The 17,285-nt window shown below is 75.7% G+C and carries 19 protein-coding genes; 9 read left to right on the forward strand and 10 right to left on the reverse strand.

Annotated elements, in window-relative coordinates:
- Positions 1-468: 468 nt before the first annotated feature.
- The 3 genes from ABWK59_RS02655 to ABWK59_RS02665 form a co-directional block, all read right to left on the reverse strand.
- A complete protein-coding gene (locus tag ABWK59_RS02655) occupies positions 469-1,125 on the reverse strand; it encodes a class I SAM-dependent methyltransferase (RefSeq protein ID WP_354637636.1) in 657 nt (218 codons plus the stop codon).
- 157 nt (positions 1,126-1,282) lie between these two features.
- Entirely contained in the window at positions 1,283-1,495 is a 213-nt protein-coding gene (locus ABWK59_RS02660; protein WP_354637637.1) for a hypothetical protein, read from the reverse strand.
- A gap of 328 nt (positions 1,496-1,823) precedes the next feature.
- Positions 1,824-3,287, reverse strand: a complete 1,464-nt coding sequence (locus tag ABWK59_RS02665; RefSeq protein ID WP_354637638.1) for an alpha/beta fold hydrolase — start codon at positions 3,285-3,287, stop codon at positions 1,824-1,826.
- Positions 3,288-3,493: 206 nt separating this feature from the next.
- On the opposite strand from ABWK59_RS02665, the gene ABWK59_RS02670 reads away from it, so the two are divergent.
- Positions 3,494-4,186 (forward strand): TetR/AcrR family transcriptional regulator, encoded by a 693-nt coding sequence (locus tag ABWK59_RS02670; protein WP_354637639.1) that lies wholly within the window; start codon positions 3,494-3,496, stop codon positions 4,184-4,186.
- A gap of 27 nt (positions 4,187-4,213) precedes the next feature.
- Here the strand turns inward: ABWK59_RS02670 and ABWK59_RS02675 are convergent, their stop codons facing one another.
- Entirely contained in the window at positions 4,214-5,134 is a 921-nt protein-coding gene (locus ABWK59_RS02675) for an MBL fold metallo-hydrolase (RefSeq protein ID WP_354637640.1), read from the reverse strand.
- A gap of 178 nt (positions 5,135-5,312) precedes the next feature.
- Here ABWK59_RS02675 and ABWK59_RS02680 point away from each other — a divergent pair, with 178 nt between their 5' ends.
- A complete protein-coding gene (locus tag ABWK59_RS02680; RefSeq protein ID WP_354637641.1) occupies positions 5,313-6,254 on the forward strand; it encodes an AraC family transcriptional regulator in 942 nt (313 codons plus the stop codon).
- A gap of 274 nt (positions 6,255-6,528) precedes the next feature.
- A complete protein-coding gene (locus tag ABWK59_RS02685) occupies positions 6,529-7,875 on the forward strand; it encodes an NAD(P)/FAD-dependent oxidoreductase (RefSeq protein WP_354637642.1) in 1,347 nt (448 codons plus the stop codon).
- Between the two features lie 88 nt (positions 7,876-7,963).
- On the opposite strand, the gene ABWK59_RS02690 is transcribed toward ABWK59_RS02685, so the two are convergent.
- Complete coding sequence (locus tag ABWK59_RS02690; protein WP_354637643.1) at positions 7,964-8,626, reverse strand: hypothetical protein; 663 nt, start codon at positions 8,624-8,626, stop codon at positions 7,964-7,966.
- Between the two features lie 286 nt (positions 8,627-8,912).
- Here ABWK59_RS02690 and ABWK59_RS02695 point away from each other — a divergent pair, with 286 nt between their 5' ends.
- On the forward strand, positions 8,913-9,497 hold the full coding sequence (locus tag ABWK59_RS02695; protein WP_354637644.1) for an AAA family ATPase: 585 nt from the start codon (positions 8,913-8,915) through the stop codon (positions 9,495-9,497).
- Positions 9,498-9,621: 124 nt separating this feature from the next.
- Here the strand turns inward: ABWK59_RS02695 and ABWK59_RS02700 are convergent, their stop codons facing one another.
- Positions 9,622-10,239 carry a DUF4360 domain-containing protein gene (locus ABWK59_RS02700; RefSeq protein ID WP_354644807.1) on the reverse strand — a complete coding sequence of 206 codons (618 nt, stop codon included), beginning with the start codon at positions 10,237-10,239 and terminating at the stop codon, positions 9,622-9,624.
- Positions 10,240-10,525: 286 nt separating this feature from the next.
- Positions 10,526-11,167: a TetR/AcrR family transcriptional regulator gene (locus tag ABWK59_RS02705; RefSeq protein ID WP_354637645.1), complete on the reverse strand. Its 642-nt coding sequence runs from the start codon at positions 11,165-11,167 to the stop codon at positions 10,526-10,528.
- A gap of 72 nt (positions 11,168-11,239) precedes the next feature.
- Between ABWK59_RS02705 and ABWK59_RS02710 the strand changes: the two genes are divergently transcribed.
- The 4 genes from ABWK59_RS02710 (at position 11,240) to ABWK59_RS02725 (ending at position 15,212) form a co-directional block, all read left to right on the forward strand.
- Positions 11,240-11,470, forward strand: coding sequence for a hypothetical protein (locus ABWK59_RS02710; protein WP_354637646.1), 231 nt, complete (start codon positions 11,240-11,242; stop codon positions 11,468-11,470).
- An 11-nt stretch (positions 11,471-11,481) separates the two neighbouring features.
- Positions 11,482-11,649 (forward strand): hypothetical protein, encoded by a 168-nt coding sequence (locus ABWK59_RS02715; protein ID WP_354637647.1) that lies wholly within the window; start codon positions 11,482-11,484, stop codon positions 11,647-11,649.
- A gap of 159 nt (positions 11,650-11,808) precedes the next feature.
- The gene (locus tag ABWK59_RS02720; RefSeq protein WP_354637649.1) at positions 11,809-12,369 is read left to right on the forward strand and encodes a hypothetical protein; all 561 of its coding nucleotides are present in this window, start codon (positions 11,809-11,811) and stop codon (positions 12,367-12,369) included.
- On the forward strand, positions 12,366-15,212 hold the full coding sequence (locus ABWK59_RS02725; RefSeq protein WP_354637650.1) for a M56 family metallopeptidase: 2,847 nt from the start codon (positions 12,366-12,368) through the stop codon (positions 15,210-15,212). Before ABWK59_RS02720 ends, ABWK59_RS02725 begins: the two co-directional genes overlap by 4 nt.
- Before the next feature lie 142 nt (positions 15,213-15,354).
- Here the strand turns inward: ABWK59_RS02725 and ABWK59_RS02730 are convergent, their stop codons facing one another.
- Positions 15,355-15,609, reverse strand: a complete 255-nt coding sequence (locus tag ABWK59_RS02730) for a hypothetical protein (RefSeq protein WP_354637651.1) — start codon at positions 15,607-15,609, stop codon at positions 15,355-15,357.
- A 287-nt stretch (positions 15,610-15,896) separates the two neighbouring features.
- Here ABWK59_RS02730 and ABWK59_RS02735 point away from each other — a divergent pair, with 287 nt between their 5' ends.
- Positions 15,897-16,049: a hypothetical protein gene (locus ABWK59_RS02735; RefSeq protein ID WP_354637652.1), complete on the forward strand. Its 153-nt coding sequence runs from the start codon at positions 15,897-15,899 to the stop codon at positions 16,047-16,049.
- A 109-nt stretch (positions 16,050-16,158) separates the two neighbouring features.
- On the opposite strand, the gene ABWK59_RS02740 is transcribed toward ABWK59_RS02735, so the two are convergent.
- Positions 16,159-16,419, reverse strand: coding sequence for a hypothetical protein (locus ABWK59_RS02740; protein WP_354637653.1), 261 nt, complete (start codon positions 16,417-16,419; stop codon positions 16,159-16,161).
- Positions 16,416-17,018, reverse strand: a complete 603-nt coding sequence (locus ABWK59_RS02745) for an RNA polymerase sigma factor (RefSeq protein ID WP_354637654.1) — start codon at positions 17,016-17,018, stop codon at positions 16,416-16,418. Before ABWK59_RS02745 ends, ABWK59_RS02740 begins: the two co-directional genes overlap by 4 nt.
- Positions 17,019-17,285 lie beyond the last annotated feature (267 nt).

Raw genomic sequence — 17,285 nt, forward strand, 5'->3', positions numbered from 1 at the left:
GGCGGGAGTCCCTTCGGTGGTTCGGGCGGACGGGTCGGTGCGTCCCGTCCGCCCGATGACCCTATCCACCGCACCCTGCCGCGGCCGTTACCGGATCCGGCGACGCCGTCCACCGGACCTGCCACGACCTGCACGCGGTGTCGCGAACTCCTGCACGCGACGAACACCATCTCGGGGGTGGCGGGCCCTAGATTCCTCGCAGGTCGATCCCCGGTCCACCCCCACGGTCCGGGGCTCGTCGGCAGGTCGGGCGACCCCGGGCCGGGCGGTCGTCCCGGGGTCACTCCTCCCCGGGGAAGCGCCCCCAGGCCGACTGGCGGGTGATGCCCAGGGCCTCGCGGATCCTCGCCGATCCGGGCTCGGGTGACGCCGCGGCGCCGCACCTCCATGACCCAGGTCCGCAGGTCGGCCTCGACCCTGCTCGGCGACCGCGGCGACCGAGGCGGGCCGCCGGAGCGCGGGGATTCCTCAGACCCGGGCCACCAGGGCGTAGCGCTCGTCGTCGACCGGGCCGCCCCACAGGTCGGGGTCGCCGGCCAGGGGGTCGATCCGCAGGTCGGCGACCAGGGGTCGGACGGCGGCGGCCAGCTCCTCGGCACGGATCCCGCCGTTCCAGGGCAGGCGGTCCGCCCCGGCGACGTACGGGGTGTCGCGCTGGCTGGCCTGCCGCCAGCGGCCCTCGACCAGGACCAGGCGGCCGCCGGGGCGCAGCCGGGAGACCCACTGGCGCAGGGCGGCCTCGGGGTCGGGCAGCGTCCAGAGCAGGTGGCGGGAGAGCACGACGTCGAAGGTGTCCTCGCCGGTCGGCGGGGCGCCCGCGTCGCCGTGGAGGAAGCGGCCGGGCAGCCCGGCGGCGGCCAGCTTGCGCCGGGCCCGGTCGACCATGCGGGGTGCCAGGTCGACGCCGGTGACCCGGTGGCCGGCCTCGGCCAGCAGCAGGGAGAGGGAGCCGGTGCCGCAGCCGGCGTCCAGCACCTCCGCCGGACCGGGCGGCAGCCAGCCGGCCAGGGCCCGCGCCCAGGCGGCGCGGGTCCGTTCCTCCCCCAGGCCGTGATCGGGCTCCTCGTCGAAGGAGTCCGCGGCGGTGTCCCAGTAGTCGGCCACGGCGGCCAGCTGATCGCTCATGGCGGCATCCTCGCACCCGCCACCGACAGTGGGGCTCCCTCCCGGGTCGCCTCCGGCGGGGCCCCGGCGGTGGACTCGGTCAGGGTCGAGCAGCTGGTCTGATCCCCCCGGATCCCCCCGGACCCCGCGGCTCGCTGCCTCCACCCCGCCCCCGGGCTCACGCCGGCTGCAGGTCGTCCGGGTCGGCCTCCCATTCGATGCCGCCGCCGTGCGGGCGGACGAAGACGCGGCGGCGCAGCAGCTTGCCCGTCTCGCTGTCGTGCTCGACCAGTTGGCCGGCGATGGTGCCGGTCCGGCCGTCCCGCCGGTGGCGGACCGCCCTGCCCTGGTCCGGATGCTGCGGGCTGCCCACCCGGACGCCCATCGGCATGGCTCGACCACCCTCCCCTGTCCCCGCTCCGCCGCGGGGATCCACCGAGATCGTGCCCGCCGGTCGACGGGCACGCGACGCTCTTCACCGGACGCTTGCAACCCGAGAGATTCCTGGGAAGTGCGCCCCTGTGTCCCAACGAGCGCCGGGCGCAACGGTTGTGCGCCACTCGGGGGACGTGGTGCGCGGGTGGTGGAAGCGGCGCGCGCGGCCGGCGGGAAGGACGGAGCCGCCCGCCGGCGGTGGGGCTCCGGCGGGCGGTTCCGTCGCGGTCGACGGGCAGGGGTCGGACGACAGGGGTCGGACGACAGAGGTCAAGCGGCAGGGGTCAGTACGCCACGGTGAAGCGGCGGCGGAGGAAGGCGCCCTCCTCGATCGCGTCCACCACGGCGCAGGCGAAGTCGCCGACGCTGATCCGGCTGACGCCCTCGGCGTCGGTGAGCGGGGTGTCGCGGGCCTCGGCGCGGTAGCTGCCGGTCGGTTCGCCGGGGACGAGGTACATCGGCGGCGGGCTGACGTAGGACCAGTCGACGGTGGTGTCCGCCGCCCGGAGGACGTCGAGCGCCTCGGCCTGGTCGCGCGCGGTCTCCAGGTACTGCGGCGGGAAGTCCGGCGCGTCGACGAACCGGCGGCCGGGCGCGGATTCCAGGCTGCCGCCCCCGCCGACGAAGACCAGGCGGTTCACCCCGGCCTCGGGCAGCGCCTCCAGCAGGGCGGCCGCGGCCCGGGGCACCAGCCGGTCGCCGCCCTTGAGCGAGGCGACCACGGCGTCCTGGCCCGTGACGGCGCCGGCCAGCGCGGCCGGGTCGGCGGCGTCGGCGTCGGCCCGGCCGAGCCGGGTGACCAGGTGGCCGCGGGCGGCCGCCTCCCGGGCCACCGCGCCGCCGAGGTTGCCGCTCGCGCCGAGCACGGCGATCCGCAGCGGGGGGCGCTCCACGGGGAGCGCGTCGAGGAACTCCGCGATCAGCGGGGCGATCTCGGGCAGGCACTCCTCCAGGGCGAAGTGGCCGGTCCCGAACAGGTGGATCCGCGCCTCGGGCACGTCCCGGAGGTAGGCGTGGGCGCCGGCCTCCAGGAAGAACGCGTCGTTGGTGCCCCAGAGCACCAGCGTCGGCGGGCGGTGCTCGCGCAGCCACCGCTGCCACTGCGGGTACAGCGCGACGTTGGAGTGGTAGTCGAGGGCCAGCGCCGTCTGGGCCTCCCGGCGGCCGGGGAGGTCCAGGAAGTGCTGGTCGAGGGTCCAGCCGTCCGGGGCGACCAGGGCGGGGTCGGTGGTGCCGTCCTCGTACTGACCGCGGGTCACCGGCAGGGTGAACAGCGGCTGCACGGCCTCCTCCGCGCCCGGCACACCGGGCCGGTTGGCGATGGCGCCCAGGGCCAGCTCGGACAGGCCCTCCTGGTACGCGTTGGAGTTCTGCACGATCAGGCCGGCGATCCGCTCCGGGTTCCGGGTGGCCAGCCGGAAGCCCACCGGGCCGCCGAAGTCGAAGGCGTAGAGCGTGAACCGGGCCAGCCCGAGGGCGCGGACGAACCCCTCGGTCACCTCGGCGAGCGCGTCGAAGGAGTACCGGAAGCCCTCCGGGGCCTCGGTGTGGCCGAAGCCCGGGTAGTCGGGCGCGACCAGGTGGTACCGGGTGCCGAGCGCGTCGATCAGCCGGCGGTACTGGTGCGAGGCGGACGGGAAGCCGTGCAGGAGGAGCAGGGTCGGCGCGTCCTTCGGGCCGGCCTCCCGGTAGAAGACGCGGACGCCGTCCACCTCGACGAACCGGTGTTCCACGCGGGGAATGTCCATGGGTCTGCCTTTCCTGGCCGGTACCTGGCCCGGCGGCTGATGCCGGGCCACGGGACAGCTCGTCGGCCGGGCCTCCGGCCGGGGGCACGGCTGCGCGCGGCACCGCGCCCACCCCCCGAGCCAAGACCGCCCGGCCTAATGCAGGTCGAACTGCATTAGTCTTGATCCTGGCAAAGACGCCCCCCTTAATGCAAGAGGATTGGCATTTGGACGGCACCGCTTCCCCCGCACTCCCGGACCCGCCCTCTCCCGCGGGCCCGCCCCCAGGCCCGGCCGCCGACCACGCCGCCGGCTCGCCCGCACCGGGCACCCGGCGCCCCGGGGGCCGGACCGCCCGTACCCGCAGCGCCGTCCTGGAGGCCACCCTCGCCGAGCTGGTCGAGACCGGCTACGCGGACACCCGGATCGACCGGATCGCGGCCCGCGCCGGGGTGGCCGCCACCACCGTCTACCGGCGCTGGGGCAACCTGGAGGGCATCGTGGTCGACCTCGCCGACGAGCTCGCGGTGACCATCAGCCTCGGCGGCTCGGCCGGCCTGGAGGAGGACCTGCGGACGGTGGCCCGCGCGGTGGTCGCACTCCACGGGGACCCGGCGCACCGGGCCTGGCTCCAGGTCATGGTCTCCGCGGCGGTCCGCTCCCCCGAGGCGCGCGACGCGCTCTCCTCGGTCCTCGCCCACCGCCGGGACATCACCTCCGTCGCCGTCCGGGAGGCCGTCGCCCGCGGCGAGGTACCGGCCGGCACCGACCCGCACGAGGTCATCCGCGCCACCGTCGCGCCCCTCTACCTCCGGATGTACATCACCGGCGAACCCGTCGGCCCCGCCGACGCCGACCGCGCCGCGGCCGCCGCCGCCCTCGCGGCCCGCGCGGGGTTGTACGTCCTCCCGCCCGCATAGGTTCCTCACGGGCCGCGGGGTGGACGTTCAGACCGCCTGCGCCCACCCCGACACCGTGAAGCGGCTGCCGTCCCGCTGGACGCGGGCCGCGCCGGCCCCGCCGAAATGCGCCGGGACGACCAGTTCCCGCTGGTCCGCCGCCCGCTCCAGGATCCGCCGGCGGCTGGCCGCGGCCTGCTCCGGGTCCTCGCAGAAGCAGCTGTTGCAGCCGGGTTCGAGGATCTGCACCGGGCTGTGCAGCAGGTCGCCGACGAACACCGCCCGCTCGCCGCGCGACTCCAGCCGCAGCACGGAGGAGCCCGGGGTGTGGCCGGGGGCGGCCTCCAGCACCAGGTTGCCGTCGATCCGGTACTCGCCGTCCCAGAGCTCCGACAGCCCGGCCCGGTGCACCGGCTCGACGCTGTCGGTGTAGAGGAACCGCTCGTGCTCCCGCCGCAGTCGCTGCGCCGCGTCGACCGGCGCGGGACGGCGGTGGGCCTGCGCCGGGTCGAGGCGGGCGTCGTCGGCGGCGGGGATCAGGTAGCGGGCGTTGGGGAACATCGGCACCCAGTTCCCGTCCTGTGCCACGGTGTTCCAGCCGACGTGGTCGGCGTGCAGGTGGGTGTTGACCACCACGTCCACCTCCTCCGGGTGGACGCCGGCGGCCGCGAGCCGGTCCGGGAAGTCCGTCCACATGTCGTCGAACCGCGGGGTGGCCGGACGCTGCCGGCCGTTCCCGACTCCGGTGTCGACCAGGACGGTCCGGCCCTCGCTGCGCACCACCCAGGTCTGCAGCGCGGCCACGTACCGGTCGCCCTCGCGGTCCCAGAACTCGGGGGCCAGCCAGTCCCCGTTGCGCTTCCACACCTCCTCCCCCACCCCGGGCACGACGGCCCGGGTCGGGGCGACCGGCCCCTGCCACTCCACGACCCTGGTGATCTCGACGTCCCCCAGCACGATGCGCTGCACCGGTTCCTCCGTGTTCCGTTCCCGACGGCTCGACACCCGCGGTCGGCCGTTCCCCACGGGAACGATCCTAGGAAGGCCGCGATGAGCGTTTCCATGCTCCAGGGCCTCGATCCGATACGCGAACGTCTCACCTCCCCTCGGGTCGGCGTGCTCGGTGGTGCTCGGTACGCTCATGACCGTGGACGTGCTGAGTGACGCGATCGCCGCGGTCCGGGTGGGCCGCCCCTCCTCCAACCGGCTTCGCGTGAGCGGGAGTTGGTCGAGCCGGTTCGCCGAGTACGACGGGGCGGGCTTCCATGTCGTGCTGGCCGGCGGGTGCTGGCTGCTGCCCGACGGCGGTCCGGCGGTCACCCTCGGCCCCGGGGACGCGGTGCTGCTGCCGCGCGGCACCGGCCATGTGCTGGCCGACAGCCCGGTCGACGCCCGGACCGCGGCGGCGGCCGTCCCGTTCGAGCGGTGGCGCGACGACCACCTCGGCCGGCCCGACCGCCCGGAGCCGCCGGCCGGCGCCCCGGGGACCGCCGAGTTGCTGTGCGGCAAGTACCGGCTCGACCACAGCCGCGCCCACCCGCTGCTCACCGAACTCCCCGACGTGGTCCACCTGCCCGGCCGGGCGGGCGGCCATCCCGAACTGCGCGCGGCCATCGACCTCCTCGGCCGGGAGGTGGGCGAGCCGGGAGCCGGGTCCGGGGTGGTGGTGCCGGGACTGCTGGACGTGCTGCTGGTCTACCTGGTGCGGGCGTGGACCCGGGACAACGCCTCGGCGCCGGGCGCCGGTTGGCCGGCCGCCCTGAACGACCCGGTGGTCACCGCGGCCCTGCGCGCCCTGCACGAGGACCCGGCCCGGCCGTGGACCAACGAGCGGCTCGCCGCCGAGGTGGGCGTGGCCCGGGCGACGCTGGCCCGCCGGTTCACCGCACTGGTCGGCCGTCCGCCGATGGCGTACCTGACCTGGTGGCGGATGACCCGGGCCGCCACCCTGCTGCGCGGCACCCGGGCACCCCTGGAGTCGATCGCCGCCCAGGTCGGCTACGGCTCGCCGTACGCCCTCTCACACGCCTTCAGCCGGGAACTCGGGGTCACCCCCGGCCGCTACCGCACCGCCGCGACCGCCCGGTAGGCCGCCGGTCGGCCGCCGGTCGGCCGCCGGTCGGCCGCTCACCAGGCCGCTCACCAGGTCGCCCGGTCCCGCGTCGAAACGGGCAGGATCCGGGGTCCACGCGGGTACGGCCGAGTGGGTACGGGCACCGGCGGGCGTCGACGGACCCGGCCGTCGACCGAGCGGAGGCCGCCGCTCGACCGGCGATCCGGTGTCAGCGGACGGGCCCGCCGGACGGGTTCGGCAGATCCCGGCGGGTGGGTCCGGGGTACGGCGCTCAACTACGCTACCTGGCATGACTTCCTCAGAGGCGGCCCCCGGGCGGGGCACGGCGGTGGTGATCGGCGGCGGCTTGGCCGGAACGCTGGCGGCGTGGGCACTGCGCGGCCACGCCGAACGCATCGTGGTGGTGGAGCGCGACCGCTACCCGGACGGGCCGGTGTTCCGCTCGGGCCTGCCGCAGGGCCGGCACGCCCACCTGATCCTGGAGGCCGGGCACCGGGTCCTGGAGGAGCTGATGCCCGGCACCCGGCAGGAGTTGCTGGACGCGGGCGCCGTCCGGGTCCCCGTTTCGGGTGATCTCCGCTGGCTCAGCTCGGCCGGCTGGATGGCCGAGTACGACGCCGAACTCGCCTTCCTCTCCTGCACCCGCCCGGTGCTGGACACCGTGGTGCTGGACCGGGTCCGCGCCGAGCCCTCCATCGAGTTCCTGGAGGGCACCGAGGTGGTCGGCCTGCTCGGCGGCCCCGGCACGGTGACCGGGGTCCGGGTCCGCGAGCGCGGCAGCGGTGCCGACAAGGGGGAAGTCCGTGACCTGGCGGCCGAGTTGGTCGTCGACGCCTCGGGCCGCTCCACCGCGATGGCCGAGTGGCTGCGGGAGCTCGGCTGCCCGGCGGTGCCCGAGGAGCGGGTGGACGCCGGCGCCGCGTACAGCTCCCGGCTGTTCCACCGGCCGGCCGGCGCGGACCTCGGCTGCTCGGCCATCTACCTGCAGACCAAGGCCCCGGAGGCGCCGTACCTGGGCGTGCTGCTGCCGGTCGAGGGCGACCGCTGGATCGTCAGCCTCGCCGGGATGCGAGGCGCCGAGCCGGAGCCCGGCGAGGCCGGGTTCGCCAAGCACCTGGGCATGCTGCGCGACCCCAGCATCCGGAAGGCGCTGGCCGGGGCCGAACCGGCCGGTGAGGTCCGCGGGTTCGTGCCCGGCCCGGGCGTGCGGCGCCGTTACGAGCGCCACAGCCCGGACGGCCTGGTGGTGGTCGGCGACGCCCACTGCACCTTCAACCCGGTGTACGGGCAGGGCATCACCGTCGCGGTGTTCGCCGCCCGGGAGCTGCGCCGCGTCGCCGAGCGCACCGGCGGCATCGGCCACGCCACCGCGCGGGCGGCACGCCGGGCGGTGGCGGCGGTGTCCAAGAACCCGTGGGCGATGTCCTGCACCGAGGACGTCCGCTTCGACGCCACCACCGGCGGGCCCTCCGGCGTCCTGCTGCGCGCCCAGCACCGCTTCCTGGACCGGGTGTTGGCCGCCTCCTCGCACAACCCGGCGGTCACCGCGGTCTTCCACGAGGTGATGTCCCTGGTGACCCCGCCGACGGCGCTGTTCCGGCCGGCGGTCCTCGCCGCGGCGCTTCGCAGCCGCTGACCTGCCGCTGACCCGCTGTCGACCTGCCGCCGCTCGGCCCCGGATGGGCCGAGCGGCCGGCCGCGGGACGGCTCCGCACGCCGCGGGATCACCTCCCGGGTGCGGCCCGGACCGAGGCGAGGGTCACCCGGGCGCCGGCCGAGCCCACCACCAGCCCGGCGGAGAGCGCCAGCAGGATCAGTCCGAGCCCGACCGAGGTCCAGCCCTCGCGGGTGAGGTTGTCGCGCTGCTCCTCGTAGCCGGTGTCCGAGGGCTCGGGCATGCCGTCGGTGGCGACCCCGGTGATCCGGGCCCGGCAGACGTCCCCCGGAGCCATCAACGCGCCGTGGCAGCGCGGAACGTCCGTGTGCAGCTTGGTGATCCCGGACAGCACCAGGCTGCCGCCGCCGAACAGCAGCACCACCAGGAAGACCGCCCCCGCGACGGTGGCGAACCGGCCGCCGGCCGGGTGGTGGAGCCGGTTCGCCGCCCGCCGGGCGGCCTCCGCCGGCGCGGTGTCCGGCGCGATCTCGTACACCGTCCAGCTGCGCCGGCGCAGCCTCACCCCCGCCACGCCGTACGGCGCTTCGCGCAGGCGCCGGGCGGCGCAGCTGTACCAGCGGCTCTTCGCGGCCCGCCGGTCGAGGTGGAGCTGCAAGGCTGCGCGGGCCTCCTCGACCGTGGCGTACGTCTGATCCGAGAACCCGAGCCGGACGCCCCCGGGCCGGGTCCGGTCGGTGGTCGCCTCCAGCCATCCCCATCGCTTCCGCACCGTCAACTCCCCCTCCGCGCACGGTGACGGCCGGACGGCCGACATGTCCACTATGCCTCGGAAGTCCGACGTTCCCACCTGCTTTCCCACCCGGGGTTCCGGGCTGCGGCGGGCCGTCCCCGGCTGATCCGGGCCGCGCGGCGGCGGAACCTGGAGCGTGTGCGAAACGTGTTCTCCGGTGAGGTGTGTGTGCACGTCCTCCACCCCGGCGATGGTGGTGGCCGGGCGGGCCGCACGGCTCGGCGCCCAGGACCGGCCTGGCGCGAGGGATCCGTGGGGAGAGCCTGTGATCGTCTGGGTGAACGGCGCGTTCGGCAGCGGGAAGTCCACGCTGGTGGAGGAACTCCGCCCACGCTGGCCTCAGGCCCTGGTGCTCGACCCGGAGATGGTCGGGTTCGTCCTGCGGACGATCGTGGACGTGCCCACCGGCGACTTCCAGGACCTGCGGCTGTGGCGCCGCCAGGTGGCCGCGATGGCGATCGGCCTGGTGGAGGAGTACGACCGGCCGCTGCTGGTGCCGATGACCCTGGTCAATCCGGAGTACCTCGGTGAGGTGTTCGACGCCCTGCGGGAGGAGGGGATCGAGGTGCACCACTTCTTCCTGAAGGTGCCGGAGGAGGTCCTCCACGCCCGCATCGACGGGCGGAGCTTCACTCCGGACGATCCCGCCCAGGACGAGCAGGTCCGCACCTGGTGCAAGTCCAAGCTGGCGGCCTGCCTCGCCGCGGTGGACACGCTGCCCCCGGACACGGTCCTGCTCGACGGCGAGTCGACGCCCGAGGAGTTGGCCGCCACGGTCCTCGCCCGGGTCGGCGTGACCGAGACGGCGACCGAGACGGCGGGGGCGGCCGGGGCGGACGACACACCGTAGCGCCGGAGCGCGACGGGCCGGACGTGGCGGCGCCGGGCATGACGAGGCCGGGCGGGCCGCACCGGGGTGGCGGCCCGCCCGGCCGGTGGCCGTCGGGGCGACGGGGGTTACGCCCCGACGACGATCAGGGGCAGTGCTTCCAGGCCAGGTGGTAGATGGTGTTGATGTCGCCGTCGGTGGAGTCCATGGTCATGAAGCTGGTGGTCTTGGCGGTGTCGGAGGTTCCGGCGTTGACCCGCAGTTCGGTGTTGATGTTGAAGTTGCGCTGCTCGCCGCAGGGCGCCCAGACCAGCGCGGCGACCGACACGGAGTCGGTGGCCTGCCAGCTGTCGTCGTACGGGCCGTTGAACTGGTGGCTGAGCGTGTCGGTCTGAGCGGAGCCCTGGAAGTAGTAGTTGGCCCGCTGGACGGCCTTGGCGCCCTTCTCCAGGTGGGCGAAGCCGCGGTAGTCGGCGGAGGCGATGGCGTAGGTGAACCCCTGCGGCACGTGCACCCGCAGGTTGAGCTGGCAGTTCTTGCGGAAGTCGGTGGGCTTGGAGCCGACGCCGACCTGGGCCAGGTACTGGCTGTACGTCACGGTGAAGGCGGTGTTGTCCGGGGCGACGGCCACCGCGGCGGTGCCGGCCGGACAGCCGGAGCCGTTGACGGTCGCCACATCGATGACGATCTTGTCCGGCGGCGGGTTGTCCGGCAGGGCCGCACTACTCTGGGTGACCGTGGCACCGAGCAGCGACACGGCCATTCCGGCAACGGTCAGTACGCGTGCGATCATGGGCACTTCCTTCCATTCGTCCACCAACTCCCGCGCCACGACGGCCTGGTGAACCATCGCGGCGCAGCTGGGCGTGTACATGACAACACGTCATCCACACGACGTCCAGCGATCCGCGACGAGCGGTCCGACCTCGTCCGTTTACGGGGCGTGAGGGGAGCGAGGGCCTCCCGGAGCGCGCGGGACGGGCCGCGACCGGTGGTACTGACGGTGCGGCGGACGGGCCGATCCGGCCGCCCGCCGGAAGGTCGGGCCCTCAGCCCGCGGCCGACTCCTCGGCGGGCCGGGCCAGTTCCGCCAGGTGGGCCTCCATCGCCCGGGCGCACTCCGCCGCGGACAGCACCTCGGGGTGCAGCACCCCGCTCAGCCCCAGCCCGTCCAGCAGCGCCGCCAGCCGCTGGGTCTCCAGCTCCAGGTCGAGCCCCTCCCGCAGGGTGCCGACGGCGTCCAGCCGGGCCAGCACACGGCGCACCAGCAGCCGTTCACCCTCCGCCGCCGCGCGGGACAGGTCGCGGAAGGCGGGGTCGGTCCGGGCGGCCGTGTGGAAGTCCAGGAAGACGATCACCTCGGCACGCCGCTGCTCGTCCAGCGGCAGCAGCTCGGCGAGCAGGCCGGCGGCGAGCGCGAGCTGCTCGGACCGGGGGCGGGCGGCCAGGTCGCCGATCCCCTCGACCCGCGCGACCAGGCGGGCGCCGACCCGGTCGAGCATGGACTGCATCGCGAACCGCATCAGCTCCTGCTGGCCGGCGAAGTAGTGCCGCAGCGAACCGATGTTGAGGTCCGCCTCGGCGGCGACGGTCCGCAGCGAGGTGCGCTGGAGGCCCTCGCGGACGACCACCCGGAACAGCGCGTCGACCACGGTTCGGCGGCGGGCGCCCGGATCCACGTACTTCGGCATGGGGCCCTTTTTATCACGGCCGTGATACAAAGGATTTATCACAGGTGTGACATAACGCTTGGAGGCTCTCCCGTGGAGACCGTGCTCAACCTTCTGCTCCTCCGGTTCGCCCTGGTCGCGGCGGGTCTGGTGGTGCTGGCGCTGGTCGTCTTCGCCGTCGCGCTGACCCTGCGGCGCCGGGGCCGCCTGGACGACCTGCGCCGGTACGCCGACCCGGTGGTGAGGGCCGGCCTGCGGGCCGTGGTCCGCCGCGTCGAGGGCGGCCGGACCGCCTCGCCGCGCCGCCCGGGCGGCCTCCGGTGACCCCCGGCCCGATGACCCCCGGACCGGCGGCCGCCACCCTCGCGGCGGAGTCCTCCGAGCTGCTCCAGCACCTGCTGCTGGACCGGGCACTCAAGGTCGGCATCGTGCTGCTGGCGCTGGCCGTGCTGGCCGTGGGCCTGGCGGTGATCTGGCGCCGGACGGGACGCGGCGGCAGGTGAGCGTTCGACCGGTCACCCCCACTGCTCCCGGCCGGCTGCCCGGCGCACACCACCGGCGCACCGGCTGCTCCTCGCTCCCCTGGATGACGGGCTCATGTCGGAGTACGTTCCGTTCACAGACCGGTAGTTGACGAATGATCACGTCGGGAGGGGTCGACGGTGGCCGGATCGGTTCGGGACGTCGTGGTGGATGTGGTGACCCAGCTGGCACCGGAGGAGCTGCCCCTGCTCCGGGGGCTGGACGGGATGCCCGCCGAGAAGGTGGTGGAGCTGTTCGGGCGCCGCCGGCGGGGAGAGCCGCTCGGGTTCGGACTGGCCGAGGCCGCCGCACTGGTGACACCGGTGGTGTGGATGGCGGTGGACGAGGCGTGCCGGGCCGCGGTCGGTGCCGGGGTGGAGCGGGCGGGCCGCGGTTTCCGGCGGCTCTGGCGCCGCGGAGGCGGACGCGGGCACGCCCGGCCCGCGGTGGAGCCGCCCGTACCGCCGCTGGACGCCCGGCAGTTGGCCGCCGTCCACGCTCGGGTGCACGCGGGAGCCCGCGAGGCCGGGCTCGACGAGTCGGCGGCCGGCGCCCTCGCGGACTGCGTGGTGGCCCGGCTGGCCACCGACCCGAGCCCTACCACGACACCGGCCACGCCCAACCCCCCGGCCACGCCCGCCCGCACCACGGACCCCGCCCCCGAGCCCGACACCGCTCAGGGCGGGGCGCCGTCGGCATGACCACCCCCACCACGCCGCCGTCGCCGCCGCCCGTCCCGCCCCGCCCCCCGGAGCCGCCCGGCTGTGAGCCCCCGCCGGCCCTCGACCTGAGGGTGCTGCCCGCCGGGACCACGCTGCGGTTCGGCCTGCTGCTGCTGGCCATGGTCACGACCAGCCATCACATGCTGTCGACCCTGCTGGAGCTGGCCCGCAGGGGCAGGGCGGCGGAGTACGCCTGCCGACTGGCCGCCGGATTCGACCCGGACGGGGACTTCCTGGCGCAGTTGGGGGTCGACCCGGCGGCGGACCCGGCTCTGCGCGCCTGTCTGGCGGCCGTTCCGGGCGATCCCCGGTGGCCGGTTCCCGTCGCGACGGCGCTGGTGCTGGTCGCCGCCGCCGTGCTGTACCTGCTGCTGCCCCGCTGGCGCCGGCGCTCCCGCCGACTGGTGCCCGTGGACGGGGAGTTGCGGGCCGAGCTGCTGCGGCTGGCCGAGCAGGCCCGGCTGCCCGAGGCACCGGAGTTCGTGGTGGACCCGGGCCGGCTCGTTCCGGGCGCGGTGGTGTTCGGCCACGCGCGGCGCCGGACGGTGTGCCTGTACGCGGGGCTGCTGGTCACCCGGCGGACCGATCCGGCCGGGTTCCGGGCGGTGCTGCTCCACGAGTTCGCGCACATCCGCAACCGGGACGTGGACCTCGGGTACGCGGTCACCGCGCTGTGGCGGGTGTTCGCGCTGCTGGTGGCGCTGCCGTTCGTGGTGATGGTCGCCGGGACGCTGGTGGGCGCGGAGTTCGGGCTGTTCGTCGGCGCCGACCGGGTGTTCTGGCCGGCCGCGCGGGCGCCGCTGGTGAAGCAGACGGACACCGCGCTCGGGATGGGGCTGCTGGTGGTGCTGGCCCGGGCCGACACCCTGCGCCATCGCGAGCTGTACGCGGACGCCGATGCCGTCGCCCTGGGCGCGGACCGGCGGGTGTGGGACGTCCGCGACCCGGTGGGTACGGCCGCCCGGCTCGGCCGCCCCTGGCGGTCCCATCCGACCTGGGCGCAGCGGCGTCGTGCGCTGGACGATCCGGCGGCGCTGTTCACGCTGGCGCCGTTGCAGACGTTCCTGGTGGGAGCGGCGGGCGTGGCCGTCGCCCTGTTGCTGCCCCCGTTCGCCGGCGGGACGGGCGGGATGTGGCTGGCCGCCCTGCCGACGGCCCTGGTCCTCGGGGTGGCGGCCTGGCGGTCGGCGGCGTACGCGGCGCACCGGGGGACGGCCGCGCCGGGCGGGCTGCGGGCGGGGCTGTGGCTGGGCGCCGGTCTCGTGGCCGGCGAGCTGGTCGTGGACATCACCGCCGGTGGCGGCTGGTTCCCGGAGCACCCGCTCGCCCTGCTCGTGCTGCCGCTGGGCGCGCTGGCGTACGTCCCGTGGCTGGTGCAGTGCGCCCGGCTGGGGCTGGGGCGCGGGCGGGCCGTGACGGTGGCCGCGCTGGCGGGTGCGGTGCTGGTGGCGGCGGCCGGGCTCGTCTGGTGGTCGGGCGGCGGACACCTGTACACCGCCGGGGACTTCCTGGTGCGGGGCGGGATGCGGGAGTTGCTGGCGGAGCGGTTCCCCGGTGGATGGGACGGGCACCGGGCCGAACTGGACTGGATCGCCGCCGTGATGCCGCGGCTCGGTGTGGACGGGGGCTCCGTGGCGTTCGTGGCGGCCGCGGGGGTCCTGTGGGCGCTGCCGTACCTGCTGTGGCTGGCCGGCGGGCACGAGGGGCTCGGTCGGACGCTGCGCCGCGGGTTGCTGGGCGGCGCCCTGTGCGTGGTGGGGCTGCTGGCGGTCAAGGCGACGCTCCACACGGGCCGGCCGCCGCTCGGCGAGCGCGGGACCGGGTTCGCGCTGCGGTACGTGTCGTGGCTGACGGTCGCGCTCTGGGGCGGAGTGGTGGTCACGGCGGCGGTCACCGCCCTGGCCTCCCGGCGGCTCTGGCTGGTCAGGGCCCTGGTGGCGGCGGGGGTCGCCCAGGCGTGCGGGCTGGTGGCGGCGTTCCTGCTGATGTCGGTGGACGGCTGCCTCGGGCCGTTCCGGACCATGGGCGACAGCTGTCTGTGGGTGCCGGAGGGCAGTTGGCCGGTGGTGCAGGTGCTGGCCGGTCCGGTGCTGCCGGCGCTGTTCGGGGCGGCGATGGCCGCCGCGCTGGTGCGGCTGCCTCTGGCGTTCGGCGGCCGGGACGGGGAACTCCCGCAGGGCGGCCGGGTGGCCCGGTCCGGTGTCCGCCGGGCGGTGCTGGTGGGGGTCCTGGTCGGGGCGCTGGCCCTCGGGCCCACCGCCGTACGGGCGCTGCCGGTGGGTTCGGGCGGCGGTCCGCTGCTCCCGCCGGCCGAGCGCCCGGCGGACGCCCGGTCCGAACGGGTCCGGGTCTTCCAGCTGTTGATGTGGTACCGGGTCGGCGGGCAGCAGGACACCCTCGCTCTCATCGAGGGGTACCAGGCCTTCGCCGCCGAGTTCCGGGAGCTCGAACGGGTGGTCGCGGAGCACCCCGACGACGAGTCGGTGCGGTTCGACGGCGGCCGCTTCGGCGCGGCGTGCACCACGCTCCACCGGGCCGCCGAGACCGCCCTGGGGCACCTCCACATCCCTGACTCCGGTCTGGACGGGCCCTGGCAGGCCGCCCTGGAACGCACCCGTCGGGCCGGTCACCACTGTGCGGAGGTCATGGGACCCGACCATGTGGAGCAGCCGGGCGAGGCCGACGCCGTCCTGGAGGAGATGGTCGGCACCTTCCACCCGACTCTGGACGCCATCCAGTCCGTGGTGGAGCGGGTCAGCACGGACGGGCCGCGCTACTGGCCGGGTGTCGTCCGGGTCACGGACCCGGAGGCGTCCGGCTGAACCGCCGCCGGTCCGAGCCCGCCGCCGGCCGCTGCCGGTGGCGTCGACCGGCAGCGGACTCAGACCGGCTTGGCTGCGAGGATCTCGGTCGGACGGATGTCGGGGGGACCCACCAGCAGGGTGGGATACCCGGAGACCCTGGTCAGGCGAAGGTCTCGTCCAGGGTCAGGGCCCCTTCCTCCGGGTGCCCGGCGGCGGCCCAGTGGTGGTAGGCGACGGCGGCCAACCGGTCGGCGCGGGCCCGCTGTTCGGCCGGGGTGCCGGAGGCCGCCGCGCGGTCGGCGGCGATCAGGCGGGCGACGTACTCACCGGTCTCCAGGCCGGCCCGCTCGGCCTGGGCCCGCGCGAACGCGGCCAACTCCTCGTCCACCGGGGCGGTGAGCTGAGTGGTAGTCATGTCCCGATGCTAGCGAGCCACCCCGCCCGGCGGCAGCCCGTCCGCCGCAACGGTTCCGCCGGCCGGACCGGCACGCCGCTCGCCAGGTCGCGTTTCCGCCAGCGGGACTTGACACGGTGACAGCTCGCGCGGCGCGGGGGTTCGAGCGCACGCCCCGGCGCCAGGAGGCCGACCGCGAGCCCCCGGTTCCGCATCACCACCGGTGATGCGGAACCGGCCCGCGGGTCCCAGGCGGGTTCGCGGCCCTGTGGTCGCCGGAGCGCGCGGTCGACGCCTGGGTGGAGTCGGTGACGGCCGCGCTGGCGGGCGGGATCGTCCTGCGGCACGCGGCCCGCGGGGTCCAGCGCACCGAGGACGTGGCGCGCAACAACGCCCACGACGGGCACCACCACGTCTGGGACGTCGAGCGGATCCTGAACCACGGCACCGCGGCCGGATGAGAGCCGGGACGGCGGCCACCGCGTGATCGTCGAGGTCCGGGTGGACTCCCGGTGATCGCGCGGTGGCCGCCGTCCGCGGCGTGGTCCGCTGTGCCGAAGGCGGTGCCGGTCAGCCGGTGCCCGCGGGTCGGACGAGGGTGCAGCTGCCGTCCTCGCACGCGCGCTGGAGCCGTCCGCGGGACAGGAGTTGGACCAGGCGGACGGTCCAGCAGGCCGGGCAGCCCTTGAGGACCACCAGGCCGACCGGGAGCCCGACGAGGGCCCAGGGGCCGACGGCCGGGATCAGCGCCAGGGCGCCGACGGCGAGGCCGAATCCCAGGGCACCGCGCAGCAGGTGGCGGGTGAGGAGCGAGGTTCCGGGCGGGGTCACCACGTTCCCTCCTCGCGCTGCGCGGCCGGGTCGAGCGCTCGGCGGACGGTGGAACGGGCCCGGTGCAGCCGGGACTTCATCGCGGCGGTACTCAGGCCGAGGGTCCGGGCGACCACCGGGCCGGGCAGGCCCTGGACGTCCCGCAGGACCAGCACCTGCCGCTGGTCCCGGGGCAGCCGGCCGACCGCGGCGGCGATCCGTTCCGCCTCGAGGCGGCCGAGGACGGCCTCCTCGGCGGACCGCTCGGCCGGGCCGGCCGCCTCCGCGCCGTCGCTCTCGCCTCCCCGATCCCCGCCACCCGCGCCACCCGCGCCACCCGCGGCCAGCGAACGGAGCTGCCGCAGGCACTCGTTGCGGACGATCCGGAACATCCAGGAGGCGAGCGCACCGGTGGCGCGCAGCGTCCCGATCCTCCGGTAGAGGATGATCAGGGCCTCCTGGGCGGCGTCCTCGGCGTCCTGCCGGCTGGCGCAGAGCGTACGGGCGAAGCGGTGGACGTGGGGCTGGGAGGCGCTGATGACGGCGGCCAGTGACGCCTGGTCACCGTCCTGGGCGGCCCGCACCACCCGGTCGTCGGGCCAGCCGGATCGCAGCGTCACGGCCGCTCCCCCGGGTTCGGGTTGTCGTTCATCAGCCCTGTCCCCCGCCCGTTCCGCCGCCCCGCCGGGCGCCCCCGGAACGCCTCCTCAGCGCCACGACGCACGTGCACACCAGCACCGCGCCCACCCCTGCGATCACGGCCACCATCATGCCGGTTCCTCCTCGGTCCTCATCCGCGCGCCCGGCCCCAGCGGCCGGCGGGCGGCGTACGGGGATAGGAGTCGCCGCCGGCCCGAAAGGATTCACCCCCGTCCGGATCCGGACCG

The organism is Kitasatospora sp. HUAS MG31, from assembly GCF_040571325.1.
Taxonomy (GTDB): domain Bacteria; phylum Actinomycetota; class Actinomycetes; order Streptomycetales; family Streptomycetaceae; genus Kitasatospora; species Kitasatospora camelliae.